At 30.9% G+C, this 20084-nt stretch carries 20 protein-coding genes; 5 read left to right on the top strand and 15 right to left on the bottom strand.

Annotation, left to right across the window (positions count from 1 at the left end; all coding sequences use genetic code 11):
- Positions 1–7: 7 nt before the first annotated feature.
- The 11 genes from SR63_RS01020 to SR63_RS00970 all read right to left on the bottom strand — a co-directional run bounded on the left by SR63_RS01020 (position 8) and on the right by SR63_RS00970 (position 11640).
- Positions 8–544 (bottom strand): hypothetical protein, encoded by a 537-nt coding sequence (locus SR63_RS01020; protein WP_002855217.1) that lies wholly within the window; start codon positions 542–544, stop codon positions 8–10.
- 2 nt (positions 545–546) lie between these two features.
- Entirely contained in the window at positions 547–810 is a 264-nt protein-coding gene (locus SR63_RS01015) for a DUF2018 family protein (protein WP_002854834.1), read from the bottom strand.
- Positions 811–948: 138 nt separating this feature from the next.
- Positions 949–1506 (bottom strand): 2-oxoacid:acceptor oxidoreductase family protein, encoded by a 558-nt coding sequence (locus tag SR63_RS01010; RefSeq protein WP_147498329.1) that lies wholly within the window; start codon positions 1504–1506, stop codon positions 949–951.
- Complete coding sequence (locus tag SR63_RS01005; RefSeq protein WP_002866421.1) at positions 1503–2348, bottom strand: 2-oxoglutarate ferredoxin oxidoreductase subunit beta; 846 nt, start codon at positions 2346–2348, stop codon at positions 1503–1505. Before SR63_RS01005 ends, SR63_RS01010 begins: the two co-directional genes overlap by 4 nt.
- Positions 2349–3473, bottom strand: coding sequence for a 2-oxoglutarate synthase subunit alpha (locus SR63_RS01000; RefSeq protein ID WP_002859072.1), 1125 nt, complete (start codon positions 3471–3473; stop codon positions 2349–2351).
- A gap of 8 nt (positions 3474–3481) precedes the next feature.
- A complete protein-coding gene (locus SR63_RS00995; RefSeq protein ID WP_002854819.1) occupies positions 3482–3793 on the bottom strand; it encodes a 4Fe-4S binding protein in 312 nt (103 codons plus the stop codon).
- A 13-nt stretch (positions 3794–3806) separates the two neighbouring features.
- Entirely contained in the window at positions 3807–4676 is an 870-nt protein-coding gene (sucD, locus tag SR63_RS00990) for a succinate--CoA ligase subunit alpha (RefSeq protein WP_002855278.1), read from the bottom strand.
- 9 nt (positions 4677–4685) lie between these two features.
- A complete protein-coding gene (gene sucC / locus SR63_RS00985) occupies positions 4686–5849 on the bottom strand; it encodes an ADP-forming succinate--CoA ligase subunit beta (protein ID WP_002866417.1) in 1164 nt (387 codons plus the stop codon).
- A complete protein-coding gene (locus SR63_RS00980) occupies positions 5850–6752 on the bottom strand; it encodes a malate dehydrogenase (RefSeq protein WP_002866416.1) in 903 nt (300 codons plus the stop codon).
- Entirely contained in the window at positions 6749–8953 is a 2205-nt protein-coding gene (locus tag SR63_RS00975) for an NADP-dependent isocitrate dehydrogenase (protein WP_002866415.1), read from the bottom strand. The genes SR63_RS00980 and SR63_RS00975 overlap by 4 nt, the downstream gene beginning before the upstream one ends.
- A 116-nt stretch (positions 8954–9069) precedes the next feature.
- On the bottom strand, positions 9070–11640 hold the full coding sequence (locus SR63_RS00970) for a DUF3971 domain-containing protein (protein ID WP_002866414.1): 2571 nt from the start codon (positions 11638–11640) through the stop codon (positions 9070–9072).
- Here SR63_RS00970 and mltG point away from each other — a divergent pair.
- The 5 genes from mltG to SR63_RS00945 all read left to right on the top strand — a co-directional run bounded on the left by mltG (position 11555) and on the right by SR63_RS00945 (position 15689).
- Complete coding sequence (gene mltG / locus SR63_RS00965; RefSeq protein WP_002880964.1) at positions 11555–12556, top strand: endolytic transglycosylase MltG; 1002 nt, start codon at positions 11555–11557, stop codon at positions 12554–12556. The genes SR63_RS00970 and mltG overlap by 86 nt on opposite strands.
- Positions 12557–12635: 79 nt before the next feature.
- Positions 12636–13067: a flagellar basal body rod protein FlgB gene (flgB, locus tag SR63_RS00960; protein ID WP_002854879.1), complete on the top strand. Its 432-nt coding sequence runs from the start codon at positions 12636–12638 to the stop codon at positions 13065–13067.
- A gap of 9 nt (positions 13068–13076) precedes the next feature.
- The gene (flgC, locus tag SR63_RS00955; protein WP_002855235.1) at positions 13077–13571 is read left to right on the top strand and encodes a flagellar basal body rod protein FlgC; all 495 of its coding nucleotides are present in this window, start codon (positions 13077–13079) and stop codon (positions 13569–13571) included.
- 6 nt (positions 13572–13577) lie between these two features.
- Entirely contained in the window at positions 13578–13874 is a 297-nt protein-coding gene (gene fliE, locus SR63_RS00950) for a flagellar hook-basal body complex protein FliE (protein ID WP_002856884.1), read from the top strand.
- 6 nt (positions 13875–13880) lie between these two features.
- The gene (locus tag SR63_RS00945; RefSeq protein WP_002880961.1) at positions 13881–15689 is read left to right on the top strand and encodes a peptidoglycan D,D-transpeptidase FtsI family protein; all 1809 of its coding nucleotides are present in this window, start codon (positions 13881–13883) and stop codon (positions 15687–15689) included.
- On the opposite strand, the gene SR63_RS00940 is transcribed toward SR63_RS00945, so the two are convergent.
- Genes SR63_RS00940 through htpG form a run of 4 tightly spaced genes read right to left on the bottom strand, consistent with a single transcriptional unit; the run spans position 15686 to position 20033 of the window.
- On the bottom strand, positions 15686–17455 hold the full coding sequence (locus tag SR63_RS00940; protein ID WP_002866411.1) for a Na/Pi cotransporter family protein: 1770 nt from the start codon (positions 17453–17455) through the stop codon (positions 15686–15688). The genes SR63_RS00945 and SR63_RS00940 overlap by 4 nt on opposite strands.
- 3 nt (positions 17456–17458) lie before the next feature.
- Positions 17459–17893, bottom strand: coding sequence for a hypothetical protein (locus SR63_RS00935; RefSeq protein WP_002866410.1), 435 nt, complete (start codon positions 17891–17893; stop codon positions 17459–17461).
- Positions 17893–18210, bottom strand: a complete 318-nt coding sequence (locus SR63_RS00930) for a rhodanese-like domain-containing protein (protein WP_002866409.1) — start codon at positions 18208–18210, stop codon at positions 17893–17895. Before SR63_RS00930 ends, SR63_RS00935 begins: the two co-directional genes overlap by 1 nt.
- Entirely contained in the window at positions 18207–20033 is a 1827-nt protein-coding gene (htpG, locus tag SR63_RS00925) for a molecular chaperone HtpG (RefSeq protein ID WP_002866408.1), read from the bottom strand. Before htpG ends, SR63_RS00930 begins: the two co-directional genes overlap by 4 nt.
- Positions 20034–20084: the final 51 nt, after the last annotated feature.

Genomic DNA, 20084 nt, shown 5'->3' with positions numbered 1-20084 from the left:
TTCCTTGTTAATTGCTATTATTATTTTCTTTGCTTGTTAATGGTTTTACCTGAGGTTCGTTAAAATTAATCATAGGAACAACCTGATTATTTTGCGGTGGATTTTGTAAAGCTTTTTTTCTCGGATCTAAAAATTCTACCATTAAGCGAGATTCCTTATCTTCTATATAAACCGTAAAAGTTGCCAAACCTTTATTATAACCACTAAATTCTAAAATAAGTCTTGCTCTATCAATGTGTGGATTGGTATAATCAGGTATTAAAGTTTGAGTTACCCAATCTAAATTTCTTCTTAAACTCATCACAAATTGACGCGGATATTTGCGAAATTTCGAATGTACGATGATATTAGTATTATCAAACAAAGTCCAATAAAAATCAAAATTTTGCACCTTATCTTCATAGCCTATTTCTTTAATCTGCACACTAGCTCTCTCATCTTTTTTAAGTATAAATTTATAAGTATAATCAAAAGTTGGTTCAGATGCTAAAACATTACTAAAAATAAAAAAAATACAAATTAAATAGGGGCTTATTTTAAACAATTTTAGCCTTCGTGTCCTAAAATTTTTGCACCTAATTCTATATAAATATCATTTTGCCTTTCTTCTATGAAATCACCATTTTCTAATATGAAATTTTTTACATCCATTTCTGTTAGACCTTGTTTTTCCAAAAGTTCCACCATAGCAATATGATCAGCAAAAAATTCCTCAAAAACTTTTTCTAAGGCTCCTAAATTTCCATTTTGTATAATTTCTATAAATTTTTCTTTTGGAGTTTTATTAAACATTTCATCAAAAAAATCCATTAATTTTCCTTGAAAATATAAGTTTTTGATTATAAAATTTTAATCGTTAAAAGTAGCTAAATTAAAATAATTAAAATTTAAATTTTATTTGCAATGTGTAAAATTTTAGAAGTTAAATTCCGCATGGTGCGGAATTTATTATGAATGTGGTTTTGCTTGAGTGGCGTATTTTATACCCAGATCAAAAGCTTTAGCATTTGCATCACGAGTTTTTGCAGGAACCATATGAAGCATAGTATCTTTTAAAACATCTAAATCTATACATTTACTCATATAAGCAGCAATTGCAAGTGCTACAACTGATTGAGTAGCCACATTTCCTACCTCATCTTTAGCTATGGCAATAATAGGAATTTCAAAAATTTGCCATTTTTTATAATCTTCACTTTCAGGATGTACTAAATTTGGCTCTACAACTATGATACCTCCTTCTTTTACACCCCCACGAAAACCTTTATAACCCTTATCTGCAGTCGAAAGCATAAAATCTACTTCCCCTTCTACAGCATAAGGAAATAAAATTTCTTTATCATCGATGATAATATCCACCTTAGTAGGGCCACCACGCACTTGTGAAGTGTAAGTAGAAGCCTTAAAAGCTTGACGACCTTCTTTAATGGCTGCTTCTGCTAAAATTTCTCCTGCGGTGATAACACCTTGTCCACCTTCACCGCCAAATCTTAATTGATATTTCATTTTAAAGCTCCTAAATCCACCATTCTTTTTTCTTTGGCTGCACGACGTACTTCTTCATAAGCGTGGCAGTATTCTGGCTGAGAATTATCCTCATGCAAAATTCCTGTTGGAAATTTATCTTTTCTTTCTTCAAAATCCATGCTTTCAAATTTAGCTTTATCCACAACGCGACTTTTAATCCAATCAAGCATAGCTACAGCTTCACCCATTTTGTTTTTTCTACCTAGATTGATATGACAATTTGAAAAAACATCTACAAAACTATAACCCTTATGCGCTAAAGCCTTATAAATTAAATTTTCAAGCTTATTAGCTTCGATCACATTACCCCTTGCCACAAAAGAAGCTCCTGCAGCTTTAGTTAATTCACACGCATCAAAATTAGGGTCAATATTTCCAAATTGAGCTGTTACTGTATAAAAACCTTTTGGAGTGGTTGGGCTTGTTTGTGAATTCGTAAGTCCATAGATAAAGTTATTGATCACAACGTGGGTTAAATCAATATTTCTGCGACAACCATGTATAGTATGATTTCCACCAATTGCCAAAGTATCCCCATCTCCGCTTACTACAATAACATGTTTACTAGGATTGGCTAATTTAATACCTGTTGCATAAGCTATTGCTCTACCATGAGTTGTATGAACTGTATTACAATTTACATAAGAACTCATTCTACCACTACAACCTATACCCGAAACAAGACAAACATCATCCATATTCCAACCAAGTTTTTCTATCGCACGGATAATACATTTTAAAACAACGCCATCGCCACATCCCCAGCACCACTGAGTAGGCATTTTATCTACTCTTAGATATTCATCATAATTAAAAGCCATTTATATATTCTCCTTTACCTTAGCAATAATTTCACTTGGAGTGATAGGACGACCATTTGCACGGTGCAAGCTAATAAAATCGCGACGCGAAGTTACTCTTTCAATCTCTTCAAGATATTGTCCCATATTAAGCTCGCTTACCATTACTTTTTTAAATTTGCTTACAACTTCAGCAATTTTTTTCTCAGCCACTGGATAAAGAGTAATTGGACGGAAAAGTCCCACTTTAATCCCTTGCTCTCTTAATCTTTGTATAGCTTCTTTTGCTGAACGACTTACGCTTCCATAAGCAATGATTAAAAATTCAGCATCATCAAGCATATATTCTTCATAAGTGCAAATATCTTCTTGATTGTTTTTAATTTTACCTATGAGTCTTTCCATATTTTTTTTCACTATGACTCCATCTTCAGTTGGAAAACCTATGTCTCCATGATGAAGTCCCGTAACATGATAACGATAACCTGTAAAGAAAGGATTTAAAGTTGCAGGCTCATTTTCTCCTGCTGCATAAGGCTTGTAATCCTTTTTATCTCCTTCAAATTTTTTGCGGTTATAAATTTTAATATCTTTTAAATCAGGTAAAACTGCTTTACCATTCATGTGCCCTACAGTTTCATCCATAAGTAAAAATACAGGAGTCATATATTTTTCAGCTAAATTAAATGCTCTAATGGTTTCTGTATAAGCTTCTTCAAGACTTGCAGGAGCAATAGCAATGCTTGCAAAATCCCCATGAGTTGGTGCTTTAGCTTGAAACAAATCTCCTTGTGCTACACGAGTTGGAAGACCTGTTGAAGGACCACCTCTCATAACATTTACAATCACAAGTGGAATTTCAGCAATAAATGCAAGTCCTATTTGCTCTGCTTTTAAAGAAATTCCTGGACCGCTACTTGCAGTCATGGATTTTACTCCACTCATTGCCGCACCAATAGCCACGCTAATACCTGAAATTTCATCTTCCATTTGTATAAAAGTTCCATCATTTGCGGGAAGCATATGGCTTAATTCATGAGCTATCTCACTACTAGGAGTAATAGGATAACCTCCAAAAAATTTACATCCACAATCAATCGCAGCTTTGGCGATTAAAACATTACCTGTTGCTATAACTTCTCTCATTATTTTTCCTATGCTAATTTTTTGTATTTGTTATTTTTTACGGCTACGGCTCTATCTTTAGCCTCAGCAGTAAGTTTGGCAAATTTAAATTCATCTCTTTTTGCCACCATAATAGCAAAATCAGGGCAATGTGTCTCACACTCAGTACAGCCTATACAGGATTCAGGGTGTACCACCTCTATCATTTGTCCTAAAACCGCATGCACATCATCACGCATAGCTAAAACCCCAGCGGGGCAATAGCTAACACAAATATTACATGCTTTACATCTATGCTCATCTACCCAAACAGGGGTATCTTTTGGAGCTGTCATACTCATGTTTTTTCCTTTATTAACCTAATATTTTTTGAATTTCTTCACCAATTAAAGCCGGAGAATCCACCACATGAATTCCATAGCTTTTTAAAGCTTCTTTTTTAGCTGCAGCACTTTCATCAGCACTTCCTACTATGGCACCTGCATGCCCCATTCTTTTACCTTTTGGAGCAGTTGCACCTGCAATGAATGCTACCACAGGTTTGCTAATATTTTCTTTAATAAATTTAGCCGCTTCCACTTCCAAACTACCACCAATTTCACCTATCATTACAATAGCTTTAGTTTCATCATCTTTTTGGAATTCACTTAAAAGTTCTTTATAAGCAAGACCTATGATAGGATCACCACCAATTCCTACTGCAGTAGAAATTCCATAACCACCTTGAACTACCTGATTAGCAGCTTCATAAGTTAAAGTTCCACTTTTTGAAATAAGCCCCACGCAACCTTTTTTAAAAATAAAACCTGGCATAATACCTAACTTACATTCTTCAGAAGTGATAATACCTGGACAATTTGGCCCAATGATTTTCATACCCTTTTTATTGGCATATTGCTTAGCAAACATCATATCCTTTACAGGCGTATGTTCTGTGATTACAACTGCAAGCTTAATACCCGCATCAGCTGCTTCAATCACGCTATCACCCACAGCAAAAGCAGGTACAAAGATCAAGCTCACATCAGCCTTTGTTGCTTTAACCGCATCTGCAACGGTATCAAAAACTGGTTTACCTAAATGAGTTTGTCCACCTTTATGAGGGGTGACACCTCCAACTATATTTGTACCATAAGCCATGCATTGCTCAGCGTGAAAAGTTGCTTCTTTACCCGTAAAACCTTGAACTATTACTTTTGTATTTTTATTAACCAATATACTCATTTTCCATCCTTATCCTACTAAACTTTTTACAAGCTCTGCACCGTTTTTAAGATTGGTTGCTGCTTTGATATTTTTAAGATTTGAATTATCTAAAATTGTCTTTGCTTCTGCTGCGTTAGTACCATCAAGACGCACTACAATTGGAATATTTACCTCAACATTCTTAGTAGCTTCTAAAATTCCATTTGCTATCCTATCACAACGAACAATACCACCAAAGATATTGATAAATATAACTTTTACATTCTTATCTCTTAAAATGATTTCAAAAGCCTTTGCAACAGTTTCAGGAGAAGCTCCCCCACCTACATCTAAGAAATTTGCAGGTTTTGCACCACTATAATTAATAATATCCATAGTTGCCATTGCTAGACCCGCACCATTTACCATACAAGCTACATCTCCATCTAATTTCACATAGCTTAAGCCAAATTCAGCCGCTTCTCTTTCAGCAGGATTTTCTTCAGTAATATCTCTAAGTTCAGCAATCTCAGGATGACGATAAAGCGCACTATCATCAAAACTGCATTTTGCATCAAGGGCATAAAAATCCCCTTCTGCAGTTTTAATTAAAGGATTGATTTCAAGCATATTCATATCTTTATCCATGTAAAGCTTATAAAGTTTAGCTATCATAGAAATGAGTTTTTTGCCTTCATCTTTATCAAGTCCTAAAACTCTCGCTACTTCAAGTCCATGAAACATTTTAAATCCAATTTGTGGATCAATACCTACTTTTGCAATTTTTTCAGGGCTTTCTTTGGCTACTTTTTCTATATCCATCCCTCCTTCACTTGAAGCGATAATGGTAATTTGCTCTGCCATTCTATTAAATAAAATAGCCAAATAATACTCTTTTACTATATTAGCGCCACTTTCTATATAAAGTTTTTGCACGAGCTTACCTTCAGGTCCTGTTTGATGAGTTGCTAAATTCATTCCTAAAATTTTACTTGCGTAATCTTTTACCTCATCTAAATTCTTAGCGATTTTAACACCACCACCAAGACCACGGCCTCCTGCGTGAATTTGAGCTTTAACTGCCCAAACACTACCGCCTAATTCTTTAGCATTAGATACAGCTTCATCTACGCTAAATGCAACTTTTCCCTTTAAGGTAGGGATGCCATTGTCTGCAAAAATTGCTTTTGCTTGATACTCATGTATGTTCATTTATTCTCCTTTATATTGATATTTGATTAAAGATTTTTCTAATTTGTCTTTTTCTTGCAAACTAAGATCCATTTTCATGATTTCAATCACACCTTCAAGTCCTAATCTTGCCATAACTCCCAAGGCTTTGTTTTGCACTCCAAATTCTCCATGTAAAATCACACTCATAGGTAAAAACTCGCCACTTCTTATAGACTCAAGCATTCTTATACAAGCACTAGCAGGGGCTAAATAAGCTGAAGTTTTAAGATGTTTGATTACTTTAGCTCCACCTGTTTTAACTTCATTTTCTAAATCATCAAATTCTTCTTCATTTAAAAATTCGCTTATATTTTTATTTTTAACACTCGCATAAGATTTTACCAAAACCATATCATCATTATGAAAACCAATAAGTCTTGTATCCACACTTGACATTTTGACATTAAGTTTTTTGGCAAGTTCATACTTAAATCTTGCATTGTCTAAAACTCCCGCCATGGCTATAATTTTCTTTGATGAAAAAATCCCGCTTTCATAAAGAGTATTAAGTAGAAAATCCACAGGATTAGTTAAAATAATAAAAAGCGGATCTTCTGTAAAATCTTTAATTTTTTTAGCGCAATCAAGCATAATGCTTGTATTCAACTGAAGCAATTCTTCTCTACTTTGCCCATCTTTTCTAGCAAAACCTGCACTAAAAAGCACTATATCTGAATTTTTGGTATGAGTATAATCTTTAGTGCAAAGTAAATCTATATTTAAATTTAAAGCAGCTATGCTTTGAGTAAGTTCTAGTTCTTTTGCATAAAGCAAATCCTCATTGATATCTACTAAAACAATTTTATTTGCTATTTCTCTTAAAATCAAAGCATAAGCTACGCTTGAGCCCACATTGCCAGCCCCTATAACAGTGATTTTCATCTTTGTCCTATTTTTTCTAAAATAGCGTTAAAAGTTGCACTTGGACGCATGATTTTATTTGCTTTTTCATCATCAAATTTATAATACCCACCCAAATCCACTTTCACACCTTGTGCATTGTTAAATTCGGCTCTGATTTTTTCTTCATTAGAAGAAAGCTCTAGGGCAATATCTTTAAAAAAGCTTTGAAGCTCCATATCACTTGCCTGTCTTGCTAAATAATTTGCAAAATACATTGCTAAGTAAAAATGACTTGTTCTATTGTCATCTTCTTTAACTTTTCTTGATGGAGCTTTATTATTTTCAAGCCATTCGCCTATAGCCTCATCAAGACATTCTGCTAAAATCTTAGCTTTATGATTGCTACACTTATTTGCATAAAATTCCAAACTTGCTTGCAAAGCCAAAAATTCACCCAAACTATCCCAACGCAGATGATTTTCTTCAACTAATTGTTCTACTTGTTTAGGTGCTGAACCCCCTGCTCCTGTTTCAAACATAGCTCCACCATTTAACATAGGCACAACAGAAAGCATTTTTGCACTTGTTCCAAGCTCTAAAATAGGAAAAAGATCGGTTAAATAATCCCTTAAAACATTACCCGTGATAGAAATAACATCTTTGCCTTCTCGGATTAACTCTAAACTTCTTAAACAAGCTTCTTTTGGAGTTAAAATGGCTATATTTTTACCCTTTTCTTTTAAACGATTTTGTACCAAAGTTATCATGATTTTATTACTAGCTCTTTTGCTATCTAACCAAAAAATAGCTTCGGCTCCACTAAGTTCTGATCTTTCTATACCTAAATCAATCCAATTTAACACCGCATCAAATTTAGCCTGATTAGCTCTATAAATATCACCTTTTCTAACCTTATGTTCTAATAAAACTTTACCCTCAGAAACTATTTTAAAAGTTCCTTCTTCTTTAGCCACAAAGGTTTTATCGTGCGAGCCATATTCTTGAGCCTTTTTAGCCATTAAACCTACATTAGATACACTGCCAAGTTTTGAAGGATTTAAAGTGCCATTTTTATGCAAATCTTCAATAACCGCCTCATAAATAGTTGCGTAAGTTTGATCAGGAATTACGGCATTTGTGTCCTTTTCCTTACCTTCCTTATCCCACAATCTTGCGCCATTTTTAAGCATTGCAGGCATAGAAGCATCAACGATAACATCGCTTGGAACATGAAGATTTGTGATGCCTTTATCTGAATTTACCATAGAAATATCTGCAGATTTAGCTAAAATTTCATTGTATTTTTTTAAAATTTCATCTTTTTTGCTTGAATTTTCGATCTTACTTAAAAGCTCACTTAAACCATTATTTGGATTAATACCTAATTTTTCAAATTCATCTTGAAATTCGATAAATAATTCTTTAAAAAATACTTTTACCGCATAACCAAAAAGTATAGGATCACTTATTTTCATCATTGTAGCTTTTAAATGCAAAGAAAAAAGCACATCATCATCTTTGCTTGCTTTAATTTCTTTTGCATAAAATTCCTGAAGTTTTTGCACATCCATAAAAGTAGCGTCTAAAATTTCATTTTTTTCAAGTTTTAAGCCCTCTTTTAAAATTTCTTTTTTACCATCAACGCTTGCAAATTCTATATTAGCCACACAATCTTGATCGATTAAAACCGCTTTTTCATTAGAGAAAAAATCCCCTTCTTTCATGTAAGAAACACGAGTTTTTGAGTTTGGATTAAACTCAACCACACGATAAGGATTGTTTTTTGCATAGTCTTTTACCGCTTTTGTTGAACGACGATCTGAATTTCCTTGTCTTAATACAGGATTAACCGCTGAACCTAAAACTTTTTGATATTTTGTTTTAATTTGCAATTCTTCATCATTTTTTGGCTCATCTGGGTAATTTGGTAACATATAACCCTTATCTTGCAATTCTTTAATCGCCGCCTTAAGCTGAGGAATAGAAGCTGAAATATTTGGGGTTTTAATAAGATTTGCATCCGATCTTTTGACAAGCTCGCCTAAAAGCTCTAAAGCATCTTCACATCTTTGTTCCTCTTTTAAATACTCACTAAAAGTAGCTAAAATCCTTCCAGACAAAGAAATATCCGAGGTTTTTACTCCTATATGTGCCCTACTTAAAAAAGCTTTCACTATAGGCAAAAACGAATAAGTCGCAAGAGCTGGAGACTCATCTGTTAAGGTATAAGTAATTTGCATTTTTAGTCCTTTAAAATACTTATTTTTATTTTCATTTTTAAGTATATTACAAATAAAAAAAAATGCAAGAGTAAGTTTAAAGTTTGTTTTAGTTTTCAAACAAACTTTAAATATTTTTAATTAAGTAAATTAGCAGGAAGTTGTATGATATTTTTAATAAGATTAAAAGGGGTTTTTAGGGCATCTGTTAAAATTTCGGTATGAAATTTAGGATCATCTATACTTCCATCTATTTTTAAGTTTGTGCTAATTTCTTGATTTTTACCTAAAATTACATAATTTAAAATTGGAACCTTGGATATAGCTTCTGAAGCTGATTTTAAAGTTTTAAGCTCTAAACTAAAATCCACTGTATTTAATCTTAAATTTGCTGATCCTAAACCATATATATCTACACTATCGCCATTTAAATTAATAGCTGAAACACTTAAAAGATCTTTTTTTCTATTAAAAATAATCTTTCCATCATGTAAGCTTAAACCTTTTTGATTAAAAGTTGGAGATTTAAACATCAATAAACTTGGTACAGTATCGATAAAGGAAATAAGCTGATTTATACCTCTTAAATCCTTCACATAAGTATTTTTAAAATCGATCTGTCCATCAAAATACTCTAATCCACTTCCTTTTATACTTAAGTTAAACACTCCATCTTGAACAGCTTGTTTTTGTAAAAACTCATTTAAATAATTATCATCAATATTGCTAACGTTTAAATTTAAATCATTAGAAGAATAATAAAGATCAAATTTTGCATTTCCTCTAGAACCTTTAAGATCCAAAGCATTACCTTTTAAATCAGCCTCTACCCTATCAAAAGCCAAAGTTTTATTAGAATCTGGCAAAATTAAAGCTACATTTGCTCCACCAAAACTAATATTTTGGGTATTAGTAGAAATATCAAATGTTGAATTTGAAGAGTTGGAATCTTTTTTATAAATATAACTTAAATTTTTCAAATGAATTTCTTTATTATCAGAACTTATTTTAGCACTTGCTGTATCACTTTGAGTATGAATTTCCATAATGCCCTTATTTTTTACAATATCAAAGCTATCATTTTCATAAGGAGTTTGACCGTTGATAAGTAAATTATTTTTAAAATAAGCATCATTAACACTTGCATTGAAATCTTCAAAATTTAAAGTTTTATAATAAACATTTTTAGCATCAATAAACCCAAACTTTTTAAGTAATGGAGAAAATGAAAATAAAATCTTAGGATTATTAAGATTAGCCTCAAGTCCATCTTTAAAATTTAAAATCAAATTCCACTGAGGAATGCTAATGTTAACATTTTGCGAATAATCTAATTTTACTTCTACATTTTGATTTTTTAAATCTAAAAGCTCCCCATTGTCAAAATAAAGCCTTGAAATCTGAGTATTGAAATTTCCTTGTTGTTTTTGCAAGTCAAATTTAGCATTAAAATCAGCCTCTAAAAAGCTATTTTTAACACTAGCATTTTCTATATTTAAATCATTTTGATTTAATTTTACAAATGCTTTTGTAATATTAAAATCAGCCAAAGAAATACTAGCATTCTCTAAAGCTAAAATACCACTATAAGAAATTTCACCCTTATCATGAAAATCAATTTTAAGCTCTAAATCACTTTTAATTTTTCCGCTTTTTTGATAAAAAGGTAATGAAAAATGATAATCCTCTAAAGCTTTAGCAAGTTTTTCGTCAAATTTTAGATTATCAGACTTAATGCGCAAATAAATCCCAGCTTTTTTTTCATCAAACAAATCATATAGATAAACCTTACTAGAACTTAAATCAGCACCATTATAGAAAGCTTTATTAAAGACAAAATCAAGCTTTTGTTTGTTTAAATTTAAATCGAGTTTTGGAATTTCAATAGCATTCATTTTATCATCCAAACGAACTTTGACATTATTAACATAACCTGATGCACTAATATTGTCTAAATAATAATTATCTTTAGCAAAATCTATAAAACCTTGCAAATAATCTAAATGATAAAATTCTCCCTTAGCCCTATATGCTACCCAAAGATTTAAACTCTGCGGAAGTTCTATTCTTTTATTAACTCTTTTAAAAATTTCCATAATATTTCTAATGTTTAAATCTTCTATTTTATAAGCTAAATTTTTATCTTTGTAAGAGATACTTGCGTTAAAGTCAAGCAATTCTCCACTTGCTCTACCTTGAAAATAATAAAACTCACTCTTAGTATTGATACTTAAATTTCCATCAATATTTAAATCATAATCTTTTAATAAAAGTTTTTTAATATCAGCTATAAGTTCTTTATTTTGACGCTGTAATGTTAATTTTAAAAATAATAAATCATTATCTATAAAAAATTCATTATCTTTAAATAAAATACGCACATGATTATCTTTTATATTTAAATTTTGTATATCAATCTCTTCAACAAAAGCATATAGATATTTTAAATTTTTTGTTATTTTTAAAATCTCTGTTGAAGCATTATCAGAAGAGTGAGTTTGTGATGAAATTTCGGAATTTTGAGTCTCATTTATAGTGATATTTTTTGCTCGTACAATTAATTTTTTATCTAATTTAATATATAATTGTTCCAATTTTAAAAAATCAAATTGGATACTAGAGATGACAATCCCATTTTTAAGCACTATAAACAAAGCTAATATAAGCACAACAAAAAATACAACAATATATAAAATTTTCTTTTTCATACGCAACTTCTTTTTGATATTTATTTTGGGGATTTTTTATTATCTAACTCAGCCTTTAAAAAGCAATTCTGTGGTATTTATTCCCCAAGGTTCAATTTCTCAAATTATAACATATTTAAAGCAAAATAAATATCAGATGAGTAGTATTGATAAATATATTTTATTTTTTTTAGGACACCCTCAATCAGGCTGGATCAACATAGGTACAAAAGATTTAAATAGGGCTGAATTTCTACATAAACTCACTATTGCTAAAGCAGCGCTTCAAACCATTACTCTTATCCCAGGAGAAACAAGCGTAATCTTTTTAGAACAAGCAGCCAAACAACTTGAACTTGATAAAGATATGCTTTTAAAAGAATTTCAAGCTCAAGCTCCTTATGATGAAGGAGTTTTTTTACCAGAAACTTATAAAATCCCAAAAGGCATTACAGAAAATCTACTCATCCAAATGCTTTTAAACCATGCTGAAATTTCCAATAAAAAAACTTCTGAGAAAATTTTTGGTGACTATAATCCAAAAAAATGGCACCAATATATCATCATCGCTTCTGTAATACAAAAAGAAGCTGCTAATGACAATGAAATGCCTATAGTTGCAAGCGTAATTTATAATCGACTTAAAAAAGGTATGAAGCTTCAAATGGATGGAACTTTAAATTATGGAATTTACTCCCATGTAAAAGTTACCCCACAAAGAATAAGACAAGATAATAGCTCTTATAATACCTATAAATTTACAGGATTGCCTAAAGAAGCGGTTTGTAATGTTTCTTTAGCTGCTATTCGTGCAGCTATTTTTCCTTTAAAGACAGATTATTTATATTTTGTGCGTGATAAAAATACTGGAGTTCATATTTTTAGCACAAATATAGATGATCACAATAAAGCCATAAATTTACAAAAAGGAAAATAATTTTGATATTTTTATACAAAATAGTTAAATTGGAACAGTATTTGCTTGTTAATATTAAAAATTATAAAAAGGATAAAAAATGATTAACCCATTTAAATCAAAAGAACTGGTCACTGGTGCTTTAGCGGGTAGAAATCTAAGAAATCAACTCATCAATGCCAATCTTGCAAATGTTGATACTCCTTTTTATAAAGCAAGAGATATTGAATTTGAAACAGCTTTGGTAAATCGTGCAAATGAAATTTTCAAAAAAAATGATAATAAAGAATTGCAATTAGCCGTAACTGAAGAAGGGCATCAAAAACCTTGGAAATTCCCTGATCCTAGTAAATCTACTATTTACTTAAGAGATGGTCATTTAGCAAGAAATGATGCAAATACTGTTGATCTAGATGTAGAAACCACAGAAATGAGTAAAAATACAGTTATGATAACAGCTCTTGATGGAGTTTTAAGAAGACAAAGCAATATCTTTAGTTCTATACTTGATGCAAGCTCTAAATTAAGTTAAAGGTAAATTATGGCATACTTAAGTGATTTTGATATTAGTGGTTATGGTTTAAGTGCTCAACGTTTCAGAATGAATGTTATTAGCTCTAATATAGCTAATGCAAACACTACAAGAACAGCTGAAGGTGGGCCTTATAGAAGACGCGAAGTGATCTTTAAAGCAACAGATTTTGATAAGCTTTTAAATGAGCAAATTAACAAAGATAATAATTTTTTAAAATATGAAAATCCTTTAAATGATCCAAGTTCGCCAGAAGAAGCTAAACCTGCTATTCAAAGTGTTGTAGTGGATAAAGTGGTCAGAGATGACAAAGATTTTCGTATGAAGTATGATCCAAGCCATCCTGATGCAAATGCTGAAGGTTATGTAGCGTATCCAAATGTAAACCCTGTCATTGAAATGGCAGATTTGATTGAAGCTACAAGAGCTTATCAAGCCAATGTAAGCGCTTTTACAAGTGCAAAAACTATAGCTCAAAGTGCGATTGATTTATTAAGAGGATAATAAAAAATGAACAATATTAATGATTTAAGATTAAATAATAATATTTCAAATACCAACAAAAGTCAAAATTCCACAGGAATTGGTGATGAATTTGCCAAGATGCTTAAAAATGAAATCGATGATTTAAACAAAGCACAAGAAAGTGGAGAAGCTGCAATGACAGACATTGCCACAGGACAAGTAAAAGATTTACATCAAGCAGCTATAGCTATCACTAAAGCTGAAAGCAGTATGAAATTTATGCTAGAAGTAAGAAATAAAGCGATCAGTGCTTATAAAGAAATCACAAGAACTCAAATTTAAACCCTAATGCAAGAATATAAAAAAAATAGGGTTTCAAAAGTTGCCTTTGCCTACTGCATGGCACTTTTGTTTATGATTATTTTTATCAGCTCTACTTTTTTTCTTACATCAAAACGTCATATACCTAACACTGAAAAAGATCAATACGCTCTTGCTCTAAGAGGATCGATTATAACCAAAGATAATTTTACTATCACAAGTTCTAAACAAATTTATCGCGCTGAAATTGATCTTAGAAGCATTAACAAAGATAAATTTGATCTATTTTTAAAGCTTTTTCAAATTTATAGTGGAATAAGTAACGATCAAGTAGCAGATATTAAAAAAAGAATGCAAAATCAAAAAAAACGCTCTTATAATTTTGTTCTTTTGCAAAACTTAGATTCCAAGCAAGCAAGCTATCTTAAAGACCTTGCTAAAAAACTTTATATACAAGGTTTTTTCAAAGCTTTTACAAACAACTCTGGAAGAGTTGAAACAAGAGGATTAAATATCATCGAACATGAAGAAGATAGAATTTACATGTCAAAAGATTCTTTTACTCCTATTATCGGTTATACCAAAATGATATTAGATCCAGAAAGTGGAATTTTAAAAAATATAGGAGTTAAAGGTTTAGAAAAATACTACGATGAATGTCTAAGCCCTGTTCAAAATGAAAAAATTCAAGGACTTAAAGATATAGGTGGAAATATTATTTTAAATCTAAATTCACTACAACAAAAAAAGATCAATGGTTGTGATTTATATTTAAATCTTTCTTTAAAACTGCAAAAAAGTATAGAGAAAGCTATAGATCAAAGAAATGAGGATTTAAAAGCCAATGAAATCATAGTTGGAGTAATGGAAAGCAAAACAGGAAGAATTTTAGCTCTAGCAAGCTCAAGGCGCTATGATCCGCAAAATCGTGGAAAAGATCTATCAGTTCTTAATGCAAGCGCTATAGAATACGGTTATGAAGCAGGTTCTGTTATCAAACCTTTTATCTTTACAACAGCCTTAAGACTTGGTAAAATAAAAATGGATGAAGTGATTAATACTTATGGCGGTTCTTACAAGCTAGGACGTTTTACCATCAAAGACGATCACAAAATGGACAAAATGACTATGGAGGAAGTTATAAGATATTCTTCAAATATAGGCATGATACAAATTGCCAAAAGACTTAACAATATAGAAATCGTATCAGGACTTAAAATATTTAAATTTGGCGAAAAAAGTGGTATTGATCTACCCTATGAACAAAAAGGAGAAATTCCAAATCCTAAGCGCTTAAGAGATATAGAAAAATCTGTTTTAAGTTATGGTTATGGACTTAAAACAACCTTTATACAACTCCTTGCAGCTTATAATGTTTTCAACAATGATGGGTTTTATATCACACCACGTTTAGCTGAAAAATTCTATCAAAATGGACGCTTTACAAATCTTGATGATGATGTAAAAAAAGAAAAAATTCTTTCTAGCGAAGCCGCTAAAACGATGCAAAATGTTCTTATAAATGTTATAGAAAAAGGAACAGGAAAAAAGGCAATTACACAAGGTATTATTGCAGGAGGTAAAACAGGAACGGCAAGAATAGCCGAAAGACAAGGTTATACCTCAAATCGCTACAATGCATCCTTTTTTGGTTTTGCAAATGATTTAAATCACGCCTATACCATAGGAGTTCTCGTAAGACATCCTACTAAACCTTATAGTTATTATGCTGCACAAAGTGCTTTGCCTATGTTTAAAGATGTTGTTGATATTTTAATCAATGAAGAATTTCTAACGCCTATACAAGACAATAACCAAACTAGCACAAACAACTAGTTTGATATATCTTTAGAAAATATCACCTCAACAGCACCTATAAGTTCTTCAGCAATCTTAGCAGCAAAAGTTGTATCATTAAGTATTGAAATTCCTTCAGCTGTTGTGATTTTTCTTACTGAAATAAGATGTTCAACATTGCCCAAGGTTAAAGTATCAATTTCTTTTAAAATTTCTTTTCCTTTTTGAAGATTTTTAATAATCAAATAAAGCTTTTCACGATCTTCAACCACTCTAAGCTCTTCGATACTTCTTAAAAGCTCTCCTAAATTCGATCTAATTTTATTGTACTCTAAAGCCAAAAATTCATTAGAAGAACTAGAATATTTCTTAATATTTGCTTGGATAATTTTTAAATTTTTAGTTGTTTCGGCTAAATTTTTAGCTGCCATCTTAAAGGTAAAAATTTTATGATTCTTTGTTTCATCGTTAATATAAACTTGTGCTTTAGTTGAAAAATCGATAATAGCTTCAAAAAGAACCTTTATCCTAGTTTGATACAAATAGTCCAAATCCACATTTTTACTAAACCACTTTTTATTTTCTAAAATTTCTTTAAAACTTTTATCACTTTGTATATCTTTACGACTAAAACCTATAGCATGAGCAACAATTGCATAGGTATTGTTATAAAGATGCTCGCTTTCTTTCCTTAAAGCTTTGATGGCTGTGTCACTAAACTTAACCAAACTACTATCAAGATATAAAGGCTTGTCTTTATTCTTATCTTTAGGAGCTTTTACTATCTTATTTAAAAAAAGAACAATTTGAGGAGTAAAGAATGAAAAAAGCACAACACCAATTAAATTAAACAAAGTGTGAAATAATGCTACTTTCAAAGCTATATCTTCTATGTTTAATACAATGGATAAAAAATTAAGAAAATGTATAAAATAAGGAAAAATAAGCACTATTAAAAAAGCTATACCAAAATTAAAAATACAATTTGCAAACGCTAATTTCTTTCCTTCAATATTGGTACTTAAAGAAGCTAAAACAGCCGTTACAACTCCTCCAACACTAGTACCTAAAGTTGCTGCTAAGGAATTTTCCAAACTGATTTGTCCTGCAAGTAAAGCAGCGACAATAATAGCCATTGTAGCTGTGCTTGATTGTATAACTCCTGTAAGCAAAGCACCTAATCCTAAAAAAACAAAAACTCCTTTAAACCCAGCAAAATCAAAACGAGAAAGATCAATTATATGTTTAAAATTTTCAAAACCACTTTTAATATAATCCACACCCAAAAAGAAAAATCCTATACCAATAAAAATATTACCTAAACCTTTTAAAACACTATCTTTTTGAAAGAAAAATAATACTCCAATAATCAAAAGTGGGATAGCTAGCATTGAAATTTTAATATTTGTCAAACCAACAATCAGCCAAGAACTTGCCGTATTTCCTAAATTTGCTCCAAAAATAATCCCTATGCCCGCACCCAAAGAAATAAGCCCTGCGCTCAAAAAAGAAATCGTAATAATAGAAACTAAAGTTGAAGATTGCATAATTAAAGTACTTAAAGTACCAAAAAGTATACTTTTTATCTTTGTATCGGTTGACTTCGCTAAAATTTTTTCAAGCAAACCACCACTAAAAGCTTTAAAACCTATACCTAAATTAGTCATTCCAATAAGAAGTATTGCCACTCCTGCTAAAAGATTGGCAAGCTCGTCATAACGAATTAAAATAAAAATCAGAACTAAAGTAAAAATACTCCATGAAATAAATTTAAAATATTTTAAAGAATTTCTTTCCTCTTGCAATGCCTAACCTTTTAGTTTTTCAAATTCATTCATCAGAAATTCTCTTAAATTTTCGGCTTCTTCTTCGCCTTTTTCTAGATACTCAAGCAATAAATTTTCTAATTCCTTTAAAAAAGAAAAAAGTTCATTTTGCCAGATACTATCGTTTTTATTGCTTAAATTCATGGTTTGTATGAAAGTCAACTCTCTGCTTAAATCCCCAAGTTTTTCTAAAAATTCATCTTTTTGATCAGAATTTTTTAATGCTAAATTAGCATTTTGGACATTTTCTTTAAATTCTCTGATTTTTTCATCGATTAAATCGCAAAATTTCGGATAAATATCCATTTTAATAGGCTCTAAAAGGGTTTGCTCATCTATATTTAAAGTAAGCTTTTTAACAGCAAAATAAAGAGCTAAAAAAGACAAAGCTGCTATGAGTAAATAAATTCCTAGCATTAATAACCCTTAAGAGCTAGCATTCCGCCATCTAAATTGATACTTTCAAGTCCCAATCTTTCAGCTATAAATTCAGCTGCAACCATGCTTCTATGGCCACTACGACAAATAAAAGCAAGTTTTTTACTTTCATCTCTTTTGCTTTGAAATTCATCTAAAAATTTAGCATTTAAAAGCCCTTGATTATCATATAAAGCCACACATTGCGCATTAGGTAAAATACCTTCTTCCCATTCTAAAGGAGTACGCACATCAAAAATTTGATATGCGTTTAAATCTTGCTTTGTCCAAAGACTTGCAGGGATATTTTCTATCATGAAAAAGCCTTATTGATAATTTTTGTAAGGCTTGCATTAAATTCAGCAGGATTATCCACTCCCATACCTTCGCTTAGTTTTGCCATATTTAAAACTAGGGTTGCTATATCTGCACTAAAACTTTCGTTGTTTTTAAGACCTGTAAAAATAGCGTGTTTTGGATTGATTTCTAAAATAGGTTTGAAATTTTGCTCTTGACCCATTTGTTTTAAGAGTTGTTGCATAGCAAAATCAGGTTTATTTTTATCATAAACTATACAACTTGGGCTATCTTTCAAACGACTGGTTAGTCTTACATCTTCAACTTGATCTTTTAGAAGTTCTTTAAATTTAGCTACAAGTGGAGCAAAAGTATTTTTTTCTTCATCACTTAGTTCATTTTTATCTTCTACTTGATTAATGGCTACAAATTTCAAACCTTCAAATTCTAGCATAGGAGTTACTAAAGAATCAATCTCATCATCCATGAGTAAAACTTCTATATTTTTTTGTTTATACTCTTCAAGCAAAGGAGAGGTTCTTAATAAACTTTCATTATTTCCTGCTATATAAAAAATTTCCTTTTGTTCGCCTTGAAGGTCATTTTTATACTCCTCTAAAGAGCGTAAATTTTCACCTTTAGTGCTTTTATAAAGCATAAGTTTTAAAAGACTATCTTTTTCTCCGCCAAAACCATAAAGTCCTTCTTTTAATACCTTACCAAAGGTTTTAAAGAAAGATAAGTATTTTTCTTTATCATTGTTTTTGAGTTTTTCAAGTTCGCCTAAAATCTTTTTAACGCTAGCTTCTTTAACGCCTTTTAAAATTTGATTTTCTTGTAAAATTTCACGACTTACATTAAGTGGTAAATCTTCTACATCGATAATCCCACGCACAAAACGCAAATAAGTTGGTAAAAGTTCTTTATCGTCATCGCTGATAAATACGCGTTTTACATAAAGTTTTAAGCCGCTTTGATAATCCACACGGAATAAATCAAAAGGTGCATTTTGTGGTATGAAAAATAAAGAATTGTATTCTAATTTTCCTTCACTTTTAGTGTGAAGATAAAGTAAAGGTTTGTTTGAATCATGAAAATTTTGCTCATAAAATCTTTCATAATCTTCTACTTTAAGGCTTGATTTTTGCATTCTCCATAAAGCGTTGGCTTTATTGATTTGAGAAATTTTAAGTTCAGTTTTTCCTTCTTCTTCGCCTTCTTTAGCAGGAGTAAATTCTTCTTTTTCCATGAAAATTGGAAATTGAATATGATTAGAATATTTTTCTATAATGCTTTCGATTTTATAAGTATTAGCAAACTCATCATCTTTTAAGTATAAAGTAATGCTTGTGCCTTGTTCTTCTTTGTTTGCGTCATTAATCTCATAACCATTTGCATCAGAACTCCAAAGATAAGCTTTATCATCTAAAGCTTTTTTACTTAAAACTTCGATTTTACTAGCCACCATAAAAGCAGAATAAAAACCTACTCCAAATTGTCCTATGAGTTGAGAATCTTTTTTAGCATCACCACTTAAATTTTCTAAAAAACTTTTAGTACCGCTTTTTGCTATGGTTCCAAGGTTGTTAATAAGATCATCTTTATCCATACCTATACCATTATCACTAATGCTTAAAGTTTTTTTATCTTTGTCAATTTTGATTTCAATTTTAGGTTCAAATTTTAAGCTTTTATATTTATCATCACTTACGCTCAAAAAATTAAGTTTGTCTAAAGCATCGCTTGCATTTGAAATAAGCTCTCTTAAAAAAATTTCTTTATTAGAATATAAAGAATGTATCATAAGCTGTAAAAGCTGATTGACTTCGGTTTGAAATTGCATTTTAATTTCCTTTGTAATTTTTTAAAGTGGTATTTTAGCAAAAAATACAAA

The organism is Campylobacter sp. 2014D-0259 (genome assembly GCF_008000505.1).
Taxonomy (GTDB): Bacteria; Campylobacterota; Campylobacteria; order Campylobacterales; family Campylobacteraceae; genus Campylobacter_D; species Campylobacter_D jejuni.
The sequence above is the reverse complement of the archived record's forward strand: the minus strand, read 5'-3'. Positions and strand labels throughout refer to the sequence as shown.

Bases quoted from the DNA above. Each gene is read 5' to 3' on its own strand.
- SR63_RS01015 (WP_002854834.1), bottom strand. From the start codon at position 810: ATGGATTTTTTTGATGAAATGTTTAATAAAACTCCAAAAGAAAAATTT.
- SR63_RS01010 (WP_147498329.1), bottom strand. From the start codon at position 1,506: ATGAAATATCAATTAAGATTTGGCGGTGAAGGTGGACAAGGTGTTATC.
- SR63_RS01005 (WP_002866421.1), bottom strand. From the start codon at position 2,348: ATGGCTTTTAATTATGATGAATATCTAAGAGTAGATAAAATGCCTACT.
- SR63_RS01000 (WP_002859072.1), bottom strand. From the start codon at position 3,473: ATGAGAGAAGTTATAGCAACAGGTAATGTTTTAATCGCCAAAGCTGCG.
- SR63_RS00995 (WP_002854819.1), bottom strand. From the start codon at position 3,793: ATGAGTATGACAGCTCCAAAAGATACCCCTGTTTGGGTAGATGAGCAT.
- sucD (WP_002855278.1), bottom strand. From the start codon at position 4,676: ATGAGTATATTGGTTAATAAAAATACAAAAGTAATAGTTCAAGGTTTT.
- sucC (WP_002866417.1), bottom strand. From the start codon at position 5,849: ATGAACATACATGAGTATCAAGCAAAAGCAATTTTTGCAGACAATGGC.
- SR63_RS00980 (WP_002866416.1), bottom strand. From the start codon at position 6,752: ATGAAAATCACTGTTATAGGGGCTGGCAATGTGGGCTCAAGCGTAGCT.
- SR63_RS00975 (WP_002866415.1), bottom strand. From the start codon at position 8,953: ATGCAAATTACTTATACCTTAACAGATGAGTCTCCAGCTCTTGCGACT.
- mltG (WP_002880964.1), top strand. From the start codon at position 11,555: ATGACAATCCCATTTTTAAGCACTATAAACAAAGCTAATATAAGCACA.
- SR63_RS00970 (WP_002866414.1), bottom strand. From the start codon at position 11,640: ATGAAAAAGAAAATTTTATATATTGTTGTATTTTTTGTTGTGCTTATA.
- flgB (WP_002854879.1), top strand. From the start codon at position 12,636: ATGATTAACCCATTTAAATCAAAAGAACTGGTCACTGGTGCTTTAGCG.
- flgC (WP_002855235.1), top strand. From the start codon at position 13,077: ATGGCATACTTAAGTGATTTTGATATTAGTGGTTATGGTTTAAGTGCT.
- fliE (WP_002856884.1), top strand. From the start codon at position 13,578: ATGAACAATATTAATGATTTAAGATTAAATAATAATATTTCAAATACC.
- SR63_RS00945 (WP_002880961.1), top strand. From the start codon at position 13,881: ATGCAAGAATATAAAAAAAATAGGGTTTCAAAAGTTGCCTTTGCCTAC.
- SR63_RS00935 (WP_002866410.1), bottom strand. From the start codon at position 17,893: ATGCTAGGAATTTATTTACTCATAGCAGCTTTGTCTTTTTTAGCTCTT.
- SR63_RS00930 (WP_002866409.1), bottom strand. From the start codon at position 18,210: ATGATAGAAAATATCCCTGCAAGTCTTTGGACAAAGCAAGATTTAAAC.
- htpG (WP_002866408.1), bottom strand. From the start codon at position 20,033: ATGCAATTTCAAACCGAAGTCAATCAGCTTTTACAGCTTATGATACAT.